Source organism: Hyphomonas sp. L-53-1-40, from assembly GCF_000682775.1.
Taxonomy (GTDB): domain Bacteria; phylum Pseudomonadota; class Alphaproteobacteria; order Caulobacterales; family Hyphomonadaceae; genus Hyphomonas.
In genome coordinates this window covers 483,788-505,082 of the sequence record NZ_AWFI01000012.1, presented here as the reverse complement: position 1 = coordinate 505,082, position 21,295 = coordinate 483,788, and the positions used below count along the sequence as shown (strand labels likewise).

Genomic DNA, 21,295 nt, shown 5'->3' with positions numbered 1-21,295 from the left:
CCGGAGCATTTCTGCTCCGGCCTTTTTTTGTTGTCTTGGGGAACTGACCGCCTAGCGCTTGGCGCGGGACCACCAGCCGGAGCGTTTGGGCTCGGCTTTCTTGGCCGACTTGGTCGACTTGGCTGCGGGCTCAGGGGCCGATTCGGGCGCAGCCTGGTCGGCCATGGCGGGTTCGGCCTCTGGCTCAGGCTTTGGTTCCGGCGCAGGCTTTTCGGCCACGGGGGCTGGTTTGGCTTCAACGACCGGCTCAGCTTCTGGCGCAGGCTGGGCCTTGGCCGGTTCACTGGCCTCTGCCTCACCGCCGGTTTCAGCGGCCATGGCTGCGTCCTTTTTCTTGGCGCGTGAGCGGCGGGGGCGCTTCGGTTTGGTCGGCTTGTCTTCGCTGTCGGCTGGGGCATCTTCCGCCTGGGCCTCAGACGGAGCGGTCTCTTCAGCCTGTGCCTTGGCCGACGTGGCTTCCGTTGCGGGTTCTTCGCTTACCTTGGCTTCGCTCGGCGGAATATCGTCCAGCATTTCCGGAGCACTCGCAGCGAGGCCGTCCAGATAGGCGCCGCCATCTGCTGGCGCTCCATCGGCTGCCTCGGTGCGGGTGTCTGAAGACCGGCGCCGCCGACGACCTCCGCGACGGCCCCGGCGGCGGCGCTTGCGAGGGGCGCCATCCTCTGAATCGTCGTCACTGTCTGACGCGGCCTCGGCGGTGTCATCGCCGTCATCCTCGGCGTCCTCGCCGTCGAGCCGGGATTCATCGTCTTGCGACTCAGCTGCCTCTTGTTTGCGGCCACGACCGCCTCGGCGCCGACGGCGCTTGCGGCGGGTGCCTGTGGATTCGTCATCTTGATCAGCAGAGGCTTCGGACGTGTCGTCTTCGCTCTCGTCATCTTCATCCTCGTCATCACTGACGATTTGCTTGCTCGGCTTGGCGAGCGAGCGTGGTGGCTTGCGCTTCTTCGGCTTTCCATTCGGGTCGCGCTCTGCATCGATCACGAAATCGCCTGGCAGCATGTCTTCTGACGAGTGAATCGAGACAGCAAAGCCGGCCACCTGTTCGACTTCGACCAGCGCTTCGCGCTTGTTGTTTAGCAGGTAGAGCGCGACATCGGTCGGAGCCTTCACGGAAATGGCTTTCAGGCCGCCCATGGAGGCGCGGGCCTCGATGGCCCGGATCAGCTGAAGTGCCGCCGACGGGATAGAGCGGCGACGGCCAGTGCCGTTACACGCTTCGCACGGATCGGAGGTTGCCTGCAGCACGCCCTGACGGCGACGCTGGCGTGAGATTTCCATCAGGCCGAACTGCGAGATGCGACCATGCTGGACGCGGGCCCGGTCCACCTTGAGGTGATCCTTCAGCTTTTTCTCGACGGCGCGATTGTTCTTGTTCTCGTCCATGTCGATGAAATCGATCACGATGAGACCAGCCAGGTCGCGCAGGCGCATCTGGCGGCAGGCTTCCTCAGCTGCCTCGAGGTTCGTCCGCACAGCCGTCTGCTCAATGTTGCGCTCACGTGTGGACTTGCCGGAGTTCACATCGATCGCAACCAGGGCTTCGGTCTGGTTGATGACGAGATAGCCGCCGGATTTCAGTTGGACGGTCGGGGAGTAGATGGAGTCGAGCTGCTGCTCGACCGCTTCGGCCACGAAAAGCGGGTCTTCCTCTTTCCATTGCTGAACCTTCTTGGACTGGCTCGGCATGATGAGCTTGGCGAGATCCTTCGCTTCGCGATAGGCCTCTTCACCATGAACAAGGACCTCCTCGATATCCTTGTCGAACATGTCGCGCATTGCCCGGTGGACGAGACCGCCCTCGGCATTGATCAGCATTGGAGCTTCGGATGTCAGTGTCTTCTCGACAATGTTTTCCCAAAGCTTGGAAAGATATTCATAGTCACGCTTGATCTCGGCCTTGGTGCGCTTGGCGCCTGCGGTCCGCACGATCAGGCCCATGCCGTCCGGCACGTCCAGCTCGGATACGATGGATTTCAGGCGCTTGCGGTCCGCGCCATTGACGATTTTGCGGGAAATGCCACCGCCGCGCGGCGTGTTCGGCATCAGGACAGAGTAGCGGCCAGCGAGGGAGAGATAGGTGGTCAGGGCGGCGCCCTTGTTCCCACGTTCTTCCTTCACGACCTGGACCAGCATCACCTGGCGGCGGCGGATGACTTCCTGGATCTTGTAGCGCTTGGAGATCGAGGCGCGGCTTGATTTCTTCCGGCGGGGTGCGGCGGCAGCCTTGGCTTCACCGCTTTCATTATCGGTGGAGTCTTCCGACTCGTCAGAGTCATCGTCGCTTGCATCGTTGTCGACGTCGTCTTCATCGTCGATGTCGACTGCATCGCCATCTTCATCATCGTCGTCTTCGATCTGGGCAGCGGCCTCTTCGGCTGCTTCCTTCAGCAGGGCTTCGCGGTCTTCCGCGGGCAGCTGGTAATAGTCAGGGTGGATTTCGCTGAAGGCCAGGAAACCGTGGCGATTGCCGCCATACTCAACGAATGCCGCCTGAAGCGACGGCTCTACACGCGTTACTTTTGCGAGGTAGATGTTTCCGCGGAGTTGTTCGTTGCCAGTTGTTTCAAAGTCAAAGTCGTCGACCTGACCATTGTTGACGATCGCAACACGGGTCTCTTCCGTGTGCGAGGCGTCGATTAGCATGAGTTTGCTCATGTAAAGGAACCTTATGAGCCGGCGCAGCAGCTTTGGATGCGTCAACGCACCTCAAGCCAGCCGCAGGGCCGGTCTGTAAATTTAGGGGGAGGATACGGTCACGCCGACCCGACTGCCCCATGGGCAGTACAGGAAAATCGGTTTTGACTACTGCACCCGCGTACATCTTCTCTGCTTTCCGGAGCGCGGCGCCCGCTTGCCTTTTCGGTGAAGCCGGGATCGCTGTCGCGACGTTGGGAAAATTGCTTGGTAGGCCTGATTGGCGGCTACCTGATGATACTGCCCAATTTTGACCGTCAAGAAAAGACCAAAAAGGGCGCTGAGGCTGTGTAATACGTAACCTATGGTCAATGCTGGGTTAATAATCGGTCTGGTAGGGAAAACCTTCGAATCTGGAATACATGCGATCCTGATGACTATTTTACGCTTTGTTTGCCTTGTGATTGCCTGTCTGGGTGCGGGTTTTGCCGCATCCGCCGATGTCAGCCGGGTGCAGGTTGTTGGCAATGGAGAGCCGACTCGAATCACTGTGTGGGCAGATTCTGAGCAGGAAGGTCGCGCCTTCCTTGCCGAATCGGGAAACGCTCGCAGCCTCGTGCTGCCAGTTGATGGGCCAGTGACACCTGCTGTGGGTGATGGGGGTGGTGGTGTTGCCACCTGGGCGCTCTCCGAGGGAACGCTCAGCTTTGCGCTTGAGCGCCCGTTAATGGTCGCGCGGACCTTGTCCCTGCCACCTGCGGGCAACGAGCCATCCTACCGGGTAATCGTTGACCTTCAGACCGTGTCGGCCGCGCGCTTCAGCAGCGTGGCGAAGAAAGATATGCGCAAGCTTGCCTCCTATCAGGCCAAAAAGCGCAAGGAAGAACTCGCAATTGAGCTTGCGTCGATGAGGCCTGACGCTCCGTTGCCAGTGTCCCAGCGCGTTGCAAAGCAGTCCTACACGGTTGTCATCGATGCTGGGCATGGCGGTAAGGACCCGGGCGCCATGGCTATTACAGGCGGTGTGGAAAAGGACATCACTTTACGTGCGGCGCTCGCACTCAAAAATATCCTTCAGGCGGACCCCCGCTATACGGTGCGGCTGACACGCGACACGGATGTCTATGTCGACCATGAGGTGCGCGTCAGCATGGCGCGCGATTGGGGCGCTGACCTGTTCATATCCTTACATGCGGATGCGGCGGCTAGTCGCGACGTTGCCGGCGCCTCCGTCTATACGATCAGCGCGAGTGGTGAACGCCGGATCGACAAGGAAGCCAATCGCAACAACTGGCGCATCCCGCTCGAGGACGGCGCGCCGCAACGTGTCAGTGGCATCCTCGAAGATCTCGTAAAACGCGAAACCAAGACGCATTCGTCTGAATTTGCGGAAATGCTTCTGCCTGAACTGGAGAAGTCCGGCCCCGTGCTGCGCAATACACACCGCGAGGCGGGCTTCTATGTTTTGCTGGCGCCGGATGTTCCGGCGGTGCTACTCGAAATGGGCTTCGTGACAAATCGGGCCGACGCAAAGCGCCTGCAATCCGACCGCGACCTGCGCAATGTCATGTCGGCGGTCAAGCGCGGCATCGACCGCTTTTTTGACAAGCAGGATATCCTGTTGGCGGGACAGGGCTAGAGCGGGGGAAATCCCTTGCAGCGGCGCACCGTTACTGAGAAGTTGCCTCCTATGATATTGTTGCGTTTCCTTGTGGTGTCGTCGCTTCTGGCGCTGTCAGCGTCGTGTTCAAGTGGCGGATTGAGTCATCTGGATTCTTCGCTTGTCCACAATGGTCGTCCGACTGAAGCCGAGGCGTACAGTGATTTCCTGATCGCCCGGTTTGCGGCGATGACCAATGATCCCCAAAAGGCAGCTGAGCATTACGCCCTGGCGATTGATACTGCACCAGAGAAATCCGGTATTGCGGATCGTGCTCTGTTTGCGTCGCTTCTGTCTGGCGATTATCGCGAAGGCGTGCGGGTGGCGAAACGGGCAAATACCCTCGGCAGCGAGGCCGCTCTCGTTCGATTGACCCTTGCTGTGGAAGCGCTTCGGATTGGTCGGGAAGATGACGCCAAGCAAATGCTTGAGCAGTCTCGCTTTGGGCCGTTCAACCGCATGATTGCGCGCGGCCTGTCGGCTTGGCGCGTGGTCGATACGCATGGGACGGATGCGGCTGTCCGGTATCTCGAAGACGGCCTGTCGGGCGATCCACGACTGGATAGTGCAACGCTCTACATGATGGGGCTGATCGAGATGTCGGCTGGCAATGATGATGCCGCGCTGTCGGTTTTTGACACGCTATGGGATTCGAGCGCCCGCCTTGCTGTTGGCGTGGAGGCGCATGCCCAGCTGTTGGCCTCCCGTGGTCAACGAGACAGGGCGTTGGAAATCCTGAACACGTTCGACGAACAAGTTGGCCATAACGCCTCGATTGCGCGCCTGAGCCAAGCGATAGCATCGGGCGACAAGATCAAGGTTCGGCGGCTGAACCCGGATGAGGGCGCCGCACTGGCCATCTATGTTCCGGCGGCCGCTTTGATGAGTCAGACAAGCGATGACGTCTCAGCCGTGTATTTCGTGCTGGCGCTGGCACTCGATCCGGAGCTTCATGTCGCACGCTCTCTGTGGGCACAATCTCTTTCAAATGCCGAACGCTGGGACGAAGCCATCGGTGTGCTGGCGCGTGTGCCTGAGACGTCGGCTTTTTATGCTACTTCGCGGGGGCAGATAGCATGGGTTCTGCAACGCAGTGGACGCAGTCAGTCCGCCCTCGCCGTCGCCGCTGAGGCTCTGGACCATTCTCCCGACAGGGGTTTGCAGATCCAGATTGCAGACCTCTATCGCGCTGTTGGGAGACAGAAACAGGCAGAGGCCTTGCTGACAGAGATCATCCGGGATGATGCAAGCCACCAGCGTGAGGACTGGCGATTGTTCTATGCGCGCGGTGTATCACGTGGAGAGCTCGGCGACTGGCCCGAAGGTGAGCGCGACTTGCTGAAGGCTTTGGCTCTGCAGCCGGATGACGCATCACTGCTGAATTATGTCGGCTATTCCTATGTTGATCGGGGTGAGCACCTCGACTTCGCTATGGATATGATCCGACGGGCTGCGGAGATTGAGCCAAATGAAGGCTATATCATCGACAGCCTTGGCTGGGCGCATTACCGGCTGGGCGATTACGAGACTGCTACGCAGCATCTGGAACGCGCAGTCGAGCTTGAGCCTGGCGATCCTGTTCTGAACGATCATTTGGGTGACGCCTATTGGCAGACCGGCCGCAAGCTTGAGGCGCGATTCCAGTGGCGGCGTTCGTTGACGCTAGATCCTGCGGATGGCGAGCGCGACCGAATTGAAGCCAAGCTGGTCGCCGGTCCGAACGTGCCATTGGTCAAACAGGCTGAATCTGGAGCAGGCGCGCAACTTCCCAAGCCTGTTCGTCCCTAGTCGCTGTGGCTGTCTGACATGCCGACATCTCTCGCGCCCGCCAAGGTAAACCTGTTCCTGCATGTCGGAACCGTACAAAAAAACGGCCGTCATCCGCTCGATTCGCTCGTCATGTTCGCTGGGCCGGAAGCGGCCGACCGGGTATCTGCTGAGTCCGCAGATACTCTGACCCTCAGTCTCACGGGGCCACGATCCAGCGGCCTGGAAGTCGGTGGTGACAATCTCGTCCTGCGCGCAGCGCAAGCTCTGTGCGTGGCCGAGGGCAGATCGCACGGTGTAGCGCTGACGCTCGACAAGCATCTTCCCGTGGCAGCGGGAATTGGCGGCGGTTCGGCGGATGCCGGCGCGACGTTGCGCGTTCTTCAGAAATTGTGGTCATTGGAGCGCGATCTTGTCCGACAGGTCGCGGTGCCGCTGGGCGGCGATGTGCCTGTTGCGCTGGAAGGGCGGACGGCGTTGATGCAGGGCGAAGGCGAACAAGTTCGCCCGCAAAAGAACCTTCCTCGATTGCCAGCTGTTCTGGTGAATCCAGCGGTCGACTGCCCGACCGGGCCGGTTTTCCGGGCCTTTGACGCAAAAGGGGGCATAAGTGCTTTCAGCGCCCTCGAAGCCGTGCCTGAAATGCGTTCGTCGGAAGAGTTGATCGCATGGCTGGCGCACCAACGTAACGATCTTCAATCCCCAGCGGTGCGCCTTGTACCAGCTATCGGGGAGGTGCTTGACGTCCTCAATGTGGTGCCGGGAAGTCGTCTCGTAAGAATGAGTGGATCGGGCGCAACCTGTTTCGCGCTGTTTGCAACCGATAACGACGCACAGTCTGCGGCAAGGGATCTTGAGCGCGCCCATCCCAAGTGGTGGATTCGTGCAACAAGCTTGGGGGACGCGCGATGACGATTTTCTACCTCGTTGCCGGAGCGGCGTTGATTTCTTTCGTCCTGTGCACCCTGGCGCGTCATTTGCCGCTGCTCGATGCTCCGGATGGTGGCCGTAAGCAGCAGGCAGCGCCTGTGCCTCGCACGGGCGGGATCGGTATCTTCGGCGCGATCCTGATTACACTGGGTGCGTTCGCGGTCATGGCAGTACCCTCGTCATTGGGTCAGATGCCCACGGGCAGGGTTTTGTTTGCAGTTGTGCTAGCCGTCACGCCTTGGGCAATCGGCTTCCTTGATGACTGGCTCGGCCTGTCAGCCTTGTTGAAGCTCGCGCTGCTGTGCGGTTGGGCTGTCATTGCAGCCATACCATTCTTCATGCCGGGCGGGGCAGGTGGATGGCTCCTTGGTATTGCGGTCATTGTCTGGCTGATCGTGATTACGAATGCGGTCAATTTCATGGACGGCGCCAACGGCCTCGCGCTGGGATCGATTGCGATCATGCATGTGGCTTTGTTTCCGCTCTTTGCCGTGCTGATGCTGTGCTTTGGTAGCTGTGTACCCGACCCGATCGGGGAATTTGCCATGATCGCCCAGTTCGCCATGTTCGGAGCCGTGCTAGGCTTTCTTGTGTGGAACTTGCGAGGCGGGCTGTATGCCGGAGACTGCGGATCTCTAGGCGCCGGCGGACTGTTTGGCTTGATGGCCGTTTACCACCTTGGCGACGGCATGGACGGCGTTCGCGCCGCGCTTCTGGCGCTCACGCTTGCCCTGCCGTTTCTGATTGACGTCTTGCTGACGCTGGCGTGGCGTACATTCAAGGGGCGCAATCTTCTTCAGGCGCACACCGATCACGCCTATCAGCGGCTGATTGCCCGCGGTTGGGGCCACCTCAGTGTCGCGACCTTCTGGTGGAGTATGACACTGATTTGCGCGGTGATGGGTGTGGTCACCATGTTTGGCGCAGCAGAGTCCACTGACCAGGCCGATGATTTCCCGGTTCTGCAATTGACGGCACTGGTTGCCCTTGCTGCTATCGGATCAGTCTTTTGGTGGCTCGAACGCTCGCGGACTCAGTAGGCCCGGCTTACGCAGAAATCGGCCAGATCTTCGAGTGCGCTGCGATAGGGGGACTCTTCGAGCGTTCTTAGCGCGCCCTTGGCCAGCGCAGCATAGGCCTCGGCCTCCTGAACGGTGGCGTCTGCAGCCCCAGTGGCCCGGATCAGATGAACAGCGTGAGCCAGATCGGCGTCCTGCTGCGTTTCGGAATTCATGGCTCGGTCCCAGAACAGACGGTCTTCATCTGAGCCGCGTCGCTTCGCGACGATGACGGGCAGTGTAATTTTGCATTCGCGGAAGTCATCGCCGACTGATTTGCCAATTACCGACGTGGTGCCACCATAGTCCAGCACGTCATCGATGATCTGGAAGGCGAGACCCAGATTCTTGCCGTATGTGGCAAGCGCATGAGCGTGATCATCACTGCCGACTGACATGGCGCCGGTCTCGGCAGCGGCCTCGAACAGCGCGCCAGTCTTCGCTTCAATAATTGCCAGATAGTCTTCGGTTGGCAGATCCCGGGCCTGCATCGCGGCCAACTGGCGAACTTCGCCTTCGGCAATCACCGTGGATGCTGTGGCGAGCCGGTTCAGGATTTCGAGACTGTTGGTTTCAACCAGCAGGTTGAACGCGCGCGCAAACAGGAAGTCCCCCACCAGGATGGAGGCCTTGTTGCCCCAAATTGCCTTGGCAGCAGGTTTCCCGCGTCGCAGATCGCTTTCGTCCACCACGTCATCGTGCAACAGCGTGGCGGTGTGGATGAACTCCACGGCCGCTGCAAGAGCATGTGTTGCCTTGTTCGGCGTGCCCACGGCATGTGCAGAAATGAGGGTTATCAATGGTCGCAGGCGTTTGCCGCCCGCCGACACAATGTAACCGGACAGATCCGGAATGACCGATATCGGGCTTGCTGCGCGGGTCGCCAGCAAGGTCTCGACCTCACCGAGGTCCTTGGCCACGAGCGTTTGCATCCGATCCACAATGGAACCGACTGCCTCTTTGCCTCTTGGTTTTGGCGCAAGGGTCACGTTTTCACTGGCTCCCATCATTTCTCTGACGAAATGGGAAATAGTCGTAGGACGGGTTCGCATCAAGCGCGACGTGGCACCCCGACGCATCTCACAGCGAAGTGTTGTGGCGAATCCTCGCCGTGTGTGCGAAACATTCAGGCAATTGGGCCGTTGAGAATATTCCAACAAGGAAGGGTTCCCACATGAAGCCATATGCAATTCTGCTCGCCGCTGGCCTGCTCGCTGCATGTACGTCGAACGCGGCCTACGGGCCCGCATCCAAGTCCGGAGCGATGGGCTATTCCAGCCAGCAGATCGAAACGGGCCGATACCAGGTCTCCTATACCGACTCCAGTCCGTCGAAGGCGCGTGACCGGGCCTTGCTGCGTGCAGCTGAACTGACGCTTCTGGAGGGCTCTGACTGGTTTGAGATAACCAGCAGCTTTGCCGAACGCAGTGAAGACAGCCGTAGCGGTGGTTCCAGCGTCTCCATTGGCGGTTCATCGGGCTCTCGCGGCCACAGCAGCGTCGGGGTCGGCGTAGGGATCGGCATTCCGCTAGGGGGTGGCAATAGCGGGTCGGTTACCGAAGTCCTCGAAATCGTCACCGGCAAAGGCGACAAACCTGATCGGCCGAGTGTCTATGATGCCCGCTCTGTGGATATCAATCTGCGCGGTTCGGCGACCGAATGAAGGAAGTCTTTCGCACCAATGACGTCGTCAAGCTGAGCTATATTGAGCACCTGCTGCGGGAGGCGGGCATCGAATATTTCATCGCTGATCAGCATATCTCCGCTGTCGAGGGCAATATCGGCGCGTTTCCGAGGCGCGTGATGGTGCCGGAGGAATTGTTGCCTGCTGCCGAGGCAGCCTTGGCCGAAGTCGAACGCGGCTAGTGGGGCAGATCACAGAAGATACCCTCTACCAAGGTCGGGTCACCCTATTCCAACCTGAAAAGGGCTTCAGAGCCAGCACAGACTCGCTGATGCTGGCCGCGGCCCTTCCCGAAAAGTCCGGCGGCGCGGCCCTTGAAATAGGCTGTGGATGCGGTGGGGCGCTGATGACGGCCGCATTTCGATTGTCGCAGATGCAGGTGACAGGCGTGGATATTGATGCGGTCATGACTGACCTCGCACGGCAATCTGTCTCGTCAAACAATTTCAAAGACCGAGTGAGTGTCGAGACTGGCAACGCCGCCGAATGGGTACGCGACAAGGAAAATCGGTTCGATCTGGTTTTTGCAAACCCGCCATATTTCGAGCCAGGAAGGATCTCCGCGCCGGGAGCGGAGAAAGCTGGAGCATATCTCGAATCCCTCAGCCTCGATGGTTGGATCAAGGCGATGGCGTTTGCGGCCAAGCCGCGTGCGCCCATTGTGATAATTCATCGCGCTGCCGAACTCGCCCGAATTCTCGCTGTGCTGGATCGCCTGACGGGAGAGATTACCGTTCTGCCCATTGCGCCGAAGCATGGCGAAGATGCGCGCCGGGTTTTGGTGCGGGGACGCAAGGGATTGAGACGGGGAGAGGTACGTTTGCTCGCGCCCCTAATCACTCACACCGCCGACGGTGAGGCCAGTGAAGCGCTGGATGCGATCCGTCATGGCAGGGCGATCGACTGGTAATCCAGATTTTCTGGGAATTGCCACATTTGCAGGCTAGGGTCTGAATTGAGGTAAGGGCATAGAAAAAGGAGTTGGCCATGTTCGGCCTGTTGTTCTTCGGCTTTCTGTTCATTGGTCTGGTCTTGGCCTTGCTGGGGCATGGCGGGTTTTACCGCATGGTCACCGGGCGCGGGGCAGGGTCAAATGATCATGATGAATCTCGTGGGTCATTCTGATCGCATTCCCGTGCTTGCTTCGCCCTGCGCACGGCTGTAACCCGACACCCAATCGATATTCGGATCTGCCCCATGACCGCACCCAAAGCGCACGCCAAACCGAAATCCTTTCAGGACCTCATCCTGACACTTCAGGCCTATTGGGCCGATAAGGGCTGCGCGATCCTGCAGCCCTATGACATGGAAGTCGGCGCCGGCACCTTGCACCCGGCGACTGTGCTGCGGGCATTGGGGCCAAAGAACTGGCGTGCGGCCTATGTCCAGCCCTCGCGGCGGCCGAAGGATGCGCGTTATGGGGAAAATCCCAACCGGCTCGGCCATTATTACCAGTTCCAGGTCATCCTGAAGCCTAATCCCGACGATTTGCAGGACCTCTATCTGGAAAGTCTCTACGCCATTGGCATCGACCCGACTGTTCACGATATTCGCTTCGTCGAAGACGACTGGGAGAACCCGACTGTCGGCGCCTGGGGCCTTGGTTGGGAAGTCTGGTGCGATGGGATGGAAGTCAGCCAGTACACCTATTTCCAGCAGGTTGGCGGACTGGATGTATTCCCGGTCTCTGGCGAATTGACTTACGGGCTCGAACGCCTCGCCATGTATGTGTTCGGCGTCGACAATGTCTATGATCTGCCCTTCAACGGTCCGGACAGCGCAGTGCCGCTCTCCTATGGCGACGTGTTCCTCGAAAACGAAAAACAACAATCAGCGTTCAATTTCGAGCATTCCGATGTCGAGATGCTGAAGCGCTGGTTTGCCGATTGCGAGAACCAGTCGAATGCCCTGCGCGATGCAGGCAAGCCTTTGCCAGCTTATGATTACGCCCTCAAAGCCTCGCACACGTTCAACCTGATCGACGCACGCGGCGCCATCAGCCCGACCGAGCGTCAGGCCTATATCGCCCGCGTCCGAGACCTCGCCCGCGGCGCCGCTGCGCAATGGGCCGAGCAGGAAGACGTTTCCACCTAGATTTAACCTCTGACTGATTTGGTCATTCGGCTTCATGGGGATAGTCTCTTCCGTTGTGGGAGGACGCGTCATGTTACGCTGGATACTCGTTTGCCTTGTCGGTCTCTGTCTCGTGCTTGGCGCGGACGCGAAGACCAAGCGGGCTCTGATCGTCGGTGTCGGCGACTATGAGCAATTGCCAGACCTGCAAAAGACGACCGGAGACGCCACGGGCTATTCCGAAGCGTTTGGGGGCGAGCTGGGCTTTGAAGTCACGCGCCTGATCGACCCTGGCACGATTGACTTTCTCGAGGCGCTGGACGGCTTTCTCCAATCCATTGAGCCCGGCGACGAAGTCGCTTTCATCTTTTCCGGACACGGCTGGTCGGATGGCGCCGACAATTTTCTGGCGATGACCGATGCGCCGCTGGAATCGTCCGAATTCGCGCTGCGCCGCCAGACTGTGTCGCTATCGACTGACGTGCTGGCAGAGATCAAGGCGCGCAAACCGGGCCTGTTGTTTGCCATCGTGGATGCTTGCCGGGACAATCCCTTCGATACAGGAACCCGCAGCGTGACGCGCGGACTGTCGCGGCTGGAGATCGTGCCGGGCACACTCGTGGTCTATGCGGCAGGCACCCGCCAGAAGGCGCTCGACCGGCTGGGGCCGGAGGATGAGTCCCCGTATTCGGTCTTCACGCGCAGCCTGTTGCCGCGCCTCAGCGATCCGGCCAATCCCTTATTGCGCAGCGTGGACGAAACTCGCAGCGAGGTCGCGATGCTGGCCTCCTCCATAAATCATGAGCAGCGCCCCGCAATCTATTCGGACGTTTCGCTCGACTATTGTTTTTCCGGGGAGTGCCGCCTGAAGACGGTGCTGGACCAGGAGACGATGGATTGGGTCGAAATCTCCAGCGTGGGCTATACAACCGTCGATCCTTGCACCAAATACGCCCGCCATCTGGAGCAATATCCCGACGGGAAGTTCGCCGAGGTGGCGCGCCGGAACCTCGCTAATCCTCCCTGTGCCCGAACGCGGTTGCAGCTGAAATCTGTATCCTGGTTCGGAGACCTGGACGGCCACACAGACGAAGTCTATGGCGTAGACTACAGCCTGAGCGGACGCTACGTGGCAAGTGCATCAGCCGATCACACTGCGCGTCTCTGGATCGTCGGCATGACGCCAAGCCTTTATGGCCAGTCGACCGAACTGAAAGGCCATACCGCGCCGGTCCTGACTGTGCGGTTCAGCCCAAATGAAGAGCGCCTCATCACGGCGTCCGAAGACGGCACGGCGCGCATATGGAGCTCGCTGGGCGAGGAGGCGCGGCTGGTGCTTGATGGACATCTGGGCGTTGTTTCCTATGCTGAATACAGCCCCTTCGGGGACCGGGTGGTTACGGCCTCATATGACGAAACCGCACGTATCTGGGACGCCCGAACGGGCGAGGAGGTGCTGCGCCTGACAGGGCACTCCGGCGCAGTCCGTTCCGCGCGGTTCAATTTTGATGCAAGCCGGATCGTCACAGCGTCGAATGATGGTACGGTCCGCGTCTGGGATACGGAGACGGGCGAGCAGCTCCGCATGGTCGAATCCGGAGAAGTTCCGGCTACTTACGCCACGTTCAGTCAGGATGGAGACCGCATTCTTGTCGCCTCAGCGGACAAGGCGGCCCGTATATGGAGCGCGGATGGTGAAGTTCTCGAACTGACTGGCCATGATGCTCCACTATGGAATGCCGCTTTCAGTGCAGACGGTGAGTTCGTGGCGACCAGTGCGATGGATTTGTCCGGCAAGATCTGGGATGCCGAGACCGGAGCCCTGCTTGCCGGGGTGCAGGATCTGAGCATGTTCGGAGCCAACTGGATTGAGTTCGCGCCGGATGGCAAGAAGCTGGTCGTGTCCATGAAGGGCGGCGCATTGCAGCTCTGGCAGCTCACTTTTGGGGCTAACTAAGCGCCCCATCTGCACGTCCGGTGCTTGACCCTGCCGCCCGCGCTAGTATGCCGTGCAGGCTTGCAACTACTGGCTGGACCCCTTCATGGCAGACCTGATTCTCGAACTCTTTTCAGAGGAAATTCCCGCGCGCATGCAGGCGAAGGCCGAGAGCGATCTCGGTACTGCGCTGGAAAAGGCGCTGGGCGAGGCGGGGCTGAGCTGGTCGAATCTGGAAACGGCCTCTGGCCCGCGTCGCCTGACGGTGTTCATGGAGGGCCTGACAGAGCGCTCTGCGGATGTGAAGGAAGAGCGCAAGGGCCCGAAGGTCGGCGCGCCGGACAAGGCCGTTGAAGGCTTCCTGCGTGGCGCAGGCCTCAGCGATATCAGTCAGGCCGAAGTGCGCTCTGATCCGAAGAAGGGCGACTTCTACGTTGCCGTGATCGAGACGCCGGGGCGCGATGCGACCGACATCATCGCCGAGGCTGTGCCAGCCATCATTCGTGGTTTCCATTGGCCCAAGAGCATGCGCTGGGGCACCGGGGAGCTGCGCTGGGTACGCCCGCTGCAGCGGATTGTCTGTGTGCTGGATGGGAAAGTGGTGCCATTTGAAGTGGATGGCATTACCAGCGGCGACGAGACCGAAGGCCACCGCGTTCATGGCCGTGGGCCGTTCAAGATCACCTCTCGCAAGGATTATGAGAGTCAGCTCAGCGATGCTGGCCATGTGAAGTTGACACGCGATGCGCGGCGCGAGGTGATCCTTGCCGGCATTGAGAAGGTTTGCGCCGAGGCCAGCCTCGAATGGATTGAAGACAAGGGCCTGCTCGAAGAGGTGGTTGGCCTTGCTGAATGGCCGGTTGTCGTGCTTGGCGACATGGACCCGGCCTTCCTGGCTCTGCCGCCAGAAGTGATCCAGCTGTCCATGCGAACGCACCAGAAATACTTCGCGGTGAATGACAAAAAGACCGGGAAGCTGGCGCCGCACTTCATTGTGGTCGCGAACATCGACGCGGCCGATGGCGGCAAGAAACTGGCCGAAGGAAATTCCCGCGTCTTGTCGGCACGTCTCGATGATGGCCGCTTCTTCTGGGAGAAAGACAAGGCCACGCCGCTGGAAGAAATGGCGGCGAAGCTGTCCACGATTGCGTTCAAGACTGAGCTGGGCTCTTTGGGCGACAAGGTGGAACGCGTCGCGGCGCTGGCGCGGGAACTGGCCCCGAAAGTGGGCGCTGATCCGGATTTGGCCGAACGGGCGGCACGCCTCGCCAAGGCGGACCTTGTGTCGGAGATGGTCGGCGAGTTCCCGGAGCTGCAGGGCGTGATGGGTCGCTACTACGCGCTGGAAGCGGGCGAGCCCGCCGCTGTCGCCGACGCCATCCGCGACCATTACAAGCCTCAGGGGCCGAGCGACTCCGTGCCAACAGATCCGGTGGGCATCGCCGTTGCGCTCGCCGACAAGCTGGATACGCTGGTTGGATTCTGGGCGATCGATGAGAAGCCAACCGGATCGAAAGACCCATTCGCGCTGCGCAGAGCGGCGTTGGGTCTCGTGCGGATTGTTCTAGAGGGCGACGTGCGCCTCGGGGTGCGCAAGTCGTTGCGGTCTGCTGCGACGAAAATTGCGTTTGACCGCATAATTCAGTTGGAGAATTCTCAAGCGAATGTCGACGCTCCTCTATTTGCATATGACGACGACCTCCAAAAAAGGCGTGATGTCGTTGAGAAGCAGTTTGGCGGGCAGCGTGTTGTTGAATTTGAAGCAACTCATAGCGCCGCAGAGGACCTTGTTCCCTTCTTGGCCGACCGTTTGAAGCAATACCTACGTGATCAGGGGCAGCGCCACGACCTGATAGACGCCGTCTTCGCGCTCGGCGAAGATGACCTCGTGCTCATCACGCGCCGCGTCGAGGCGCTGGGGGCGTTTCTGGAGACCGAAGACGGCGCCAACCTGCTCGCGGGCTACAAGCGCGCGGCCAACATCCTGAAGGCCGAGGAGAAGAAGGGCGATCTGCCTGCTGATCTCTCCGTTGATGACGCCCTCATCGCCAAGGGGCCGGCCGAGGAGCAGGCTCTGGCGAAAGCCCTGTCCGATGTCGAGGCCGCCATTGAAGGCCCGCTGAAATCCGAAGATTTCACAGCGGCCATGGCCGAACTTGCCAAATTGCGTGGCCCGGTGGACGCTTTCTTCGAGGCCGTCATGGTCAATGACGAGAATTCCGCTGTGCGCGCGAATCGTCTGGCGCTGCTCACAAAAATCCGTGGAACACTTCACCGCGTAGCGGATTTTTCCCGCATTGATGGCTGATGCAGGTCAGGGCGCTCGCGTGCCCCTGTGTCAGACTGAAACGGCCCGCCTGCACGGGAACGCGCCAATGTGTCACGAACAACGTTGTCACACCCTGCGTGCCCTTTCAGACACTGGCCAATGGCGCTGCAATGCAGCATAGGAATTGCAATTCGCCCCCCGTTAACTTGGGGGACACGACATATGTATCGGAAGGCAGAATTCATGGGTGAAGCAGCACTGAAACCAGCAGACGAAACCTGGGTGTATGCTTTTGGGGGCGGGAGCGCAGACGGCGATGCCTCAATGAAGAATTTGCTCGGGGGCAAGGGTGCGAACCTCGCAGAAATGGCGAAGCTGGGCCTGCCGGTGCCGCCGGGATTCACGCTGACGACCGCAGTCTGTACTGCTTATTACGAATTGGAGCGCCAATATCCGGCCGCTCTGGAAGCGCAGGTTGATGCCGCGCTCGCGGCCGTGGAGCAGGAAACCGGCAAGGGCTTCGGCGATCCCGAAAATCCATTGCTCGTATCCGTACGCTCAGGTGCGCGCGCTTCGATGCCGGGCATGATGGACACGGTCCTGAACCTCGGCCTGAACGAATCAGCTGCGGCGGGACTGGCCAAGAAGGCTGGCGAACGCTTCGCCTATGATTCCTATCGCCGCTTCATTCAGATGTATTCCAATGTCGTGTTGAACATCAGCCATGACGAGTTCGAACATATCCTGGACGACTACAAAGATCGTCAGGGCTATGATCTCGACACCGAGATGACGGCCGATGATTGGAAGCAGATCATCACGCTCTACAAATCTGCTGTTCAGCACAATCTTGGCCGTCCATTCCCGGACGATCCGAAGGAGCAGCTCTGGGGTGCGATCACGGCCGTGTTCGGCTCCTGGATGAATGACCGCGCGATTACCTATCGCAAGCTGAACGACATTCCTGAAGAATGGGGCACGGCGGTCAATGTGCAGGCCATGGTGTTCGGTAATCTCGGTGAGACGTCTGCCACAGGCGTTGCATTCACGCGGGACCCGTCGAATGGTGACCCGGTCTTCTACGGCGAATACCTGATCAATGCTCAGGGCGAAGACGTGGTGGCGGGCATTCGTACGCCCGCACCGATTTCGCGCGAGCGCGCAGATACGCTGGGCTCGACCGATGCGCCGCTCGAAGAGTCGATGCCGGAAGTCTATACCCAGCTGCGCGAAGTCGCGAACACGCTGGAACAACACTACAAGGATATGCAGGATCTTGAGTTCACGGTCGAAGATGGCCGCCTCTACATGCTGCAGACCCGTAACGGCAAACGTACCGCTGCTGCAGCGCTCAAGATCGCTGTCGACATGGCACGCGAAGGTTTGGTGACGGAAGAGGAGGCGATCTTGCGCCTTGAGCCGTCTCAGCTGGACCAGTTGCTGCACCCAACCATTTCGGAAGATGCCAAGCGCGACGTAATCGTGATGGGCCTTCCGGCCAGTCCCGGCGCGGCCGTTGGCAAGGTCGTGTTTGAATCCGAAGACGCCTGGGCCATGGCCGAAAAGGGCGAGGACGTTATCCTCGTGCGCATCGAGACCAGCCCTGAAGACATCAAGGGTATGCATGCTTCCCGCGCCATTGTTACGGCACGCGGCGGCATGACCAGCCACGCCGCCGTGGTGGCCCGTGGCATGGGCCGGCCGTGTGTCTGCGGCGCCGGCGGCCTGCAGATCGATACCAAGGCGGGCGTGTTCCGCGTGATGGGTCGTGAAATCAAGAAAGGCGATGTGATCACTGTGGACGGGGCGACCGGCCAGGTGATGATGGGCGCCGTCGAAATGCGCCAACCTGATCTGTCGGGTGATTTCGGTTTGCTGATGAGCTGGGCTGACAAGGTGCGCACGCTGAAAGTGCGCGCCAATGCTGAAACGCCTCTGGATACGCGTACGGCGGTTGAATTTGGCGCCGAAGGTGTTGGCCTCTGCCGCACTGAGCACATGTTCTTTGAAGAAGAGCGTATCCCCGAAGTGCGGGCGATGATCCTCGCGGATGGCGAGAGTGGCCGTCGCGCTGCGCTCGACAAACTCTTGCCGATGCAGCGCAGCGATTTCGAGGAAATCTTCCGCATTCTGGAAGATCGGCCAGCCACGATCCGGCTGCTCGACCCACCACTCCACGAATTCCTGCCGCACACCGATGCGGACATGGACGAAGTGGCCAAGGCCTCTGGCGTTAGCGCGGATGAGTTGCGCCGCCGGGCTGCAGAACTGCATGAGAGCAATCCCATGCTTGGTCATCGGGGCTGCCGTCTCGGTATCACCTATCCCGAAATCTATGAGATGCAGGCGCGCGCGATTTTCGAAGCCGCCGTTAATGTTTCAAAGGAGACGGGTCGCAAGCCAATTCCGGAAGTGATGATCCCACTGGTCGCCACGCACAAGGAGCTCGCAATCCTGAAGGCGGTTGTGGACGAAGTCGCCCTATCGGTCTTCTCCGAGACGGGGGTCACACTGGACTACATGGTCGGCACTATGATCGAGCTGCCACGCGCGGCGCTTCAGGCTGCTGAAATTGCACAATCAGCGGCGTTCTTCTCCTTCGGCACGAATGACTTGACCCAGACGACACTCGGCATTTCGCGCGATGATGCAGGCCGTTTCCTCAAGATTTATGAGGACAAAGGCATATACGAAAAAGACCCATTCGTGACGCTCGACCAGGTCGGCGTAGGAGAATTGGTCAAAATTGCTACTGAGCGGGGTCGTAAATCACGTCCTGGAATCAAGCTCGGAATCTGCGGTGAGCATGGCGGCGACCCGGCTTCGATTAACTTTTGTCAGTTGGCGGGACTCGATTACGTGTCGTGCTCTCCGTATCGTGTGCCAATCGCGCGTCTCGCTGCGGCACATGCGGCGTTGAAAGCCAAATAAAGACGACTGTCCGCTAGAAACCGGCAGGATTTGGGTGTTGTTTCCGGGCAACACCCATTTTTGTGCAGTGCGAAATATTTCACGAAATTTGCAGAAATATTCCACTGTATTACAGAGGCTTGGCCGGTTTTTCCTGATGTAACGGTTTAAATCAAAAATCGGGGGCGTATCTATCCTGACAGAAAAGTCATTCACGTATCTGGCCAGCTTCTTGCTAGGTACCGGGAGAGATGGATATCCAACTCGAAGCGGGGCCAGAAACGGTCTCATAATTTTTAGTCAAACCAACAACACCCGGGGTTCGTAGGACGGAATATACCGTCTGCCGGGGGATTGGGGAGCGGTGATGTTAAGGGTTCTTCAACCACGAAGGGCGACTCTATCGCCAATGCGTGGGCTCCAAGAGCAGCTCAAGCGTTGGTGGATGGCTATGACGAACGAAGAGCAGAGAGATATTGTCATTCGCGGGGCGACCGTTGCGGTCTGCGCTGTGGCTGCGACTGTAACTCTTCCCCTGATTGGCGAACTCCAGATGGAGAAGCGCGCCGAAGCTGATTTCCATGCGGAAGCGGTACGCCTGGCTTCTATTGAAGACGGCGGCGTCACCGTGCGCGCTGATCCGATGACGCCAAGCTTGCTGGATACGCCTTGGATCCGTACCGTCGAGTACACGCTCAAGCGCGATACCGGCGCTTCAATGAGCCGTTATGCGATGCGCGACCGCGATGGCGCCGCACTTTCATCGCTGGTTTCGTTCCGTCCGGAGCACATCAAACGCGCCGAAAAGATTAACGACGAGGCGCAGTGTCTGTCCCAAGCCATCTATTATGAGGCCGGAACAGAATCGCTGGGTGGCAAGATGGCGGTTGCCGAAGTCATCGCGAATCGCGTTCGCGACCATCGCTATCCTGACAGCGTCTGTGATGTCGTTTTTCAGGGTGCGACTCGCACAACCGGTTGCCAGTTCACCTTTACCTGTGACGGCGCCATGACCCGCGAGCCACGCGGCCGTAACTGGGACACTGCCCAGAAGGTCGCAGCACACGTGCTGATGAACCTCAACGAGGAACGCACAGGCGGCGCGACGCACTATCATGCCACTTATGTTGACCCGATCTGGAGCGCTGGCCTCATCAAGACCGACAAGATTGGTTTGCACATCTTCTATCGGTTCCCGCGCGGCGCCGAGTGGGCCCAAGTGCGCCAGAACTACAATCGCAAGCGTGAGCGCGTCATCACGGCGGCGGCCGAGACTGACGTGAATGCAGCAGCGACGTCTGTGATCAAGACCACCGACGATGCCAAGGTTGAGAAAGTGGCCGTGAATGCCCCGGCGCCAACTCTGTCGCCGGCCTCTGTGACCACCTCTACGCGCACGATCACCAATGGTGCCCCGAAGTTCAACACGATGCGTAAATCGTCCGAGGTCTCCGACTATACGGCAGCCCAGGTGACGCAGGCGGCGGTAAGAAGCTCCGCTTCAGCCGCCGGCGCCATGAACTAGGAAACATTAGTCGCGTGGGGGCACTCCCGCCTTCACGCGCTTCTGGATAGCGCCTGGCAACCAGCGCGCCATGAAACGTGCCCGCTCAGCATCTTTCCCAACCATGAAATGTGTATCTTTACCATGAGCGGCGTCCCAGGCGCGTTCCGCAGCCATGGAAACCGGATACACATTCATGCCGTTTTCCTTGAGCTGGTCAGACATCTTGTGGTTCGAGCCGTCGCGATCCCCCATTTCGAGGATCGGCGTTTCAATGAACCACGGCATCAGACTGGTGACGCGAATGTCAAGATCGCGAAATTCGGCGTCGAGCGCTTCGGTCAGACCGCGCACAGCGAACTTGGTTGCAGAATAAACAGCCAGTTGTGGTGAGCCGACAACTCCCGCGGTAGAGGCCGTGTTCACAATGCGTGCGCCTGATGTCGCCTTCAGAAGGGGGAGTGAAGCCTGCACGCCATTCACTACACCTTTCACATTGATGTCGATGATCGCGTCATTATCCTCGCCTGCGATGTCTTCGAACCAGCCATGACGTCCAATGCCCGCATTGTTGAAGAGTACGTTCATTGCGCCTTCAGTTGCTTCGCTGAAATCCTTGGTGGCAGCGGCCCAGTCCTCGCGGTTGCGAACATCAAGCCTGGCTTTCAGGCAGTTCTCGGATCCGATCTCGGCTTCGACGGCATCGAGGCCAGCAGTGTTCACGTCATAGAGGCCGCAGAACCAGCCGCGTTTTGCAAAATAGCGCGCGGTCTCTGCTCCGATGCCGGATGCTGCGCCCGTAATAAAGATACTCTTTCGCCCGCTCGCTCGCGTCATGGGCTTTCCCTCCTGCTGATATCAGGGACT

16 protein-coding genes are annotated in these 21,295 nt (G+C 59.5%); 13 read left to right on the top strand and 3 right to left on the bottom strand.

Annotated features, from left to right (window positions below; translation table 11 throughout):
• Positions 1-51: 51 nt before the first annotated feature.
• Positions 52-2,658 (bottom strand): ribonuclease E/G, encoded by a 2,607-nt coding sequence (locus tag L53_RS08300; protein ID WP_034814026.1) that lies wholly within the window; start codon positions 2,656-2,658, stop codon positions 52-54.
• 412 nt (positions 2,659-3,070) lie between these two features.
• Here L53_RS08300 and L53_RS08295 point away from each other — a divergent pair, with 412 nt between their 5' ends.
• From L53_RS08295 to L53_RS08280, 4 genes are read left to right on the top strand one after another with little or no spacing between them, the layout of a single operon-like run.
• On the top strand, positions 3,071-4,276 hold the full coding sequence (locus L53_RS08295; RefSeq protein WP_198019766.1) for an N-acetylmuramoyl-L-alanine amidase: 1,206 nt from the start codon (positions 3,071-3,073) through the stop codon (positions 4,274-4,276).
• A gap of 51 nt (positions 4,277-4,327) precedes the next feature.
• Positions 4,328-6,085 (top strand): tetratricopeptide repeat protein, encoded by a 1,758-nt coding sequence (locus L53_RS08290; RefSeq protein ID WP_034814025.1) that lies wholly within the window; start codon positions 4,328-4,330, stop codon positions 6,083-6,085.
• Between the two features lie 18 nt (positions 6,086-6,103).
• Entirely contained in the window at positions 6,104-6,976 is an 873-nt protein-coding gene (locus tag L53_RS08285) for a 4-(cytidine 5'-diphospho)-2-C-methyl-D-erythritol kinase (RefSeq protein WP_034814023.1), read from the top strand.
• Positions 6,973-8,034: a glycosyltransferase family 4 protein gene (locus L53_RS08280; RefSeq protein ID WP_034814021.1), complete on the top strand. Its 1,062-nt coding sequence runs from the start codon at positions 6,973-6,975 to the stop codon at positions 8,032-8,034. The genes L53_RS08285 and L53_RS08280 overlap by 4 nt, the downstream gene beginning before the upstream one ends.
• Here the strand turns inward: L53_RS08280 and L53_RS08275 are convergent.
• Positions 8,028-9,059, bottom strand: a complete 1,032-nt coding sequence (locus tag L53_RS08275) for a polyprenyl synthetase family protein (RefSeq protein ID WP_034814020.1) — start codon at positions 9,057-9,059, stop codon at positions 8,028-8,030. The genes L53_RS08280 and L53_RS08275 overlap by 7 nt on opposite strands.
• 167 nt (positions 9,060-9,226) lie before the next feature.
• Between L53_RS08275 and L53_RS08270 the strand changes: the two genes are divergently transcribed.
• The 9 genes from L53_RS08270 to L53_RS08235 all read left to right on the top strand — a co-directional run bounded on the left by L53_RS08270 (position 9,227) and on the right by L53_RS08235 (position 20,449).
• Positions 9,227-9,715 (top strand): hypothetical protein, encoded by a 489-nt coding sequence (locus tag L53_RS08270; RefSeq protein ID WP_034814019.1) that lies wholly within the window; start codon positions 9,227-9,229, stop codon positions 9,713-9,715.
• Positions 9,712-9,918, top strand: a complete 207-nt coding sequence (locus tag L53_RS08265; protein ID WP_034814018.1) for a DUF2007 domain-containing protein — start codon at positions 9,712-9,714, stop codon at positions 9,916-9,918. Before L53_RS08270 ends, L53_RS08265 begins: the two co-directional genes overlap by 4 nt.
• 89 nt (positions 9,919-10,007) lie before the next feature.
• Entirely contained in the window at positions 10,008-10,646 is a 639-nt protein-coding gene (locus L53_RS08260) for a tRNA1(Val) (adenine(37)-N6)-methyltransferase (protein WP_156947860.1), read from the top strand.
• A gap of 77 nt (positions 10,647-10,723) precedes the next feature.
• On the top strand, positions 10,724-10,861 hold the full coding sequence (locus tag L53_RS16990) for a hypothetical protein (protein ID WP_156947859.1): 138 nt from the start codon (positions 10,724-10,726) through the stop codon (positions 10,859-10,861).
• A 72-nt stretch (positions 10,862-10,933) separates the two neighbouring features.
• On the top strand, positions 10,934-11,830 hold the full coding sequence (locus L53_RS08255) for a glycine--tRNA ligase subunit alpha (protein WP_034814014.1): 897 nt from the start codon (positions 10,934-10,936) through the stop codon (positions 11,828-11,830).
• Between the two features lie 70 nt (positions 11,831-11,900).
• A complete protein-coding gene (locus L53_RS08250; protein ID WP_034814013.1) occupies positions 11,901-13,766 on the top strand; it encodes a caspase family protein in 1,866 nt (621 codons plus the stop codon).
• Between the two features lie 85 nt (positions 13,767-13,851).
• A complete protein-coding gene (gene glyS / locus L53_RS08245) occupies positions 13,852-16,053 on the top strand; it encodes a glycine--tRNA ligase subunit beta (protein WP_034814011.1) in 2,202 nt (733 codons plus the stop codon).
• 204 nt (positions 16,054-16,257) lie between these two features.
• Positions 16,258-18,945, top strand: coding sequence for a pyruvate, phosphate dikinase (ppdK, locus tag L53_RS08240; protein WP_034814374.1), 2,688 nt, complete (start codon positions 16,258-16,260; stop codon positions 18,943-18,945).
• A gap of 424 nt (positions 18,946-19,369) precedes the next feature.
• On the top strand, positions 19,370-20,449 hold the full coding sequence (locus L53_RS08235) for a cell wall hydrolase (protein WP_233347662.1): 1,080 nt from the start codon (positions 19,370-19,372) through the stop codon (positions 20,447-20,449).
• A gap of 6 nt (positions 20,450-20,455) precedes the next feature.
• Here the strand turns inward: L53_RS08235 and L53_RS08230 are convergent, their stop codons facing one another.
• Positions 20,456-21,265: an SDR family oxidoreductase gene (locus L53_RS08230; protein ID WP_034814010.1), complete on the bottom strand. Its 810-nt coding sequence runs from the start codon at positions 21,263-21,265 to the stop codon at positions 20,456-20,458.
• Between the last annotated feature and the right edge of the window lie 30 nt (positions 21,266-21,295).

Excerpts from the sequence above, each read along its gene's own strand:
- glyS (WP_034814011.1), top strand. The coding sequence starts at position 13,852 with ATGGCAGACCTGATTCTCGAACTCTTTTCAGAGGAAATTCCCGCGCGC.
- L53_RS08290 (WP_034814025.1), top strand. The coding sequence starts at position 4,328 with ATGATATTGTTGCGTTTCCTTGTGGTGTCGTCGCTTCTGGCGCTGTCA.
- L53_RS08265 (WP_034814018.1), top strand. The coding sequence starts at position 9,712 with ATGAAGGAAGTCTTTCGCACCAATGACGTCGTCAAGCTGAGCTATATT.
- L53_RS16990 (WP_156947859.1), top strand. The coding sequence starts at position 10,724 with ATGTTCGGCCTGTTGTTCTTCGGCTTTCTGTTCATTGGTCTGGTCTTG.
- L53_RS08275 (WP_034814020.1), bottom strand. The coding sequence starts at position 9,059 with ATGGGAGCCAGTGAAAACGTGACCCTTGCGCCAAAACCAAGAGGCAAA.
- ppdK (WP_034814374.1), top strand. The coding sequence starts at position 16,258 with ATGGGTGAAGCAGCACTGAAACCAGCAGACGAAACCTGGGTGTATGCT.
- L53_RS08255 (WP_034814014.1), top strand. The coding sequence starts at position 10,934 with ATGACCGCACCCAAAGCGCACGCCAAACCGAAATCCTTTCAGGACCTC.
- L53_RS08260 (WP_156947860.1), top strand. The coding sequence starts at position 10,008 with ATGCTGGCCGCGGCCCTTCCCGAAAAGTCCGGCGGCGCGGCCCTTGAA.
- L53_RS08270 (WP_034814019.1), top strand. The coding sequence starts at position 9,227 with ATGAAGCCATATGCAATTCTGCTCGCCGCTGGCCTGCTCGCTGCATGT.
- L53_RS08230 (WP_034814010.1), bottom strand. The coding sequence starts at position 21,265 with ATGACGCGAGCGAGCGGGCGAAAGAGTATCTTTATTACGGGCGCAGCA.
- L53_RS08280 (WP_034814021.1), top strand. The coding sequence starts at position 6,973 with ATGACGATTTTCTACCTCGTTGCCGGAGCGGCGTTGATTTCTTTCGTC.
- L53_RS08300 (WP_034814026.1), bottom strand. The coding sequence starts at position 2,658 with ATGAGCAAACTCATGCTAATCGACGCCTCGCACACGGAAGAGACCCGT.
- L53_RS08285 (WP_034814023.1), top strand. The coding sequence starts at position 6,104 with ATGCCGACATCTCTCGCGCCCGCCAAGGTAAACCTGTTCCTGCATGTC.
- L53_RS08295 (WP_198019766.1), top strand. The coding sequence starts at position 3,071 with ATGACTATTTTACGCTTTGTTTGCCTTGTGATTGCCTGTCTGGGTGCG.
- L53_RS08250 (WP_034814013.1), top strand. The coding sequence starts at position 11,901 with ATGTTACGCTGGATACTCGTTTGCCTTGTCGGTCTCTGTCTCGTGCTT.
- L53_RS08235 (WP_233347662.1), top strand. The coding sequence starts at position 19,370 with ATGGCTATGACGAACGAAGAGCAGAGAGATATTGTCATTCGCGGGGCG.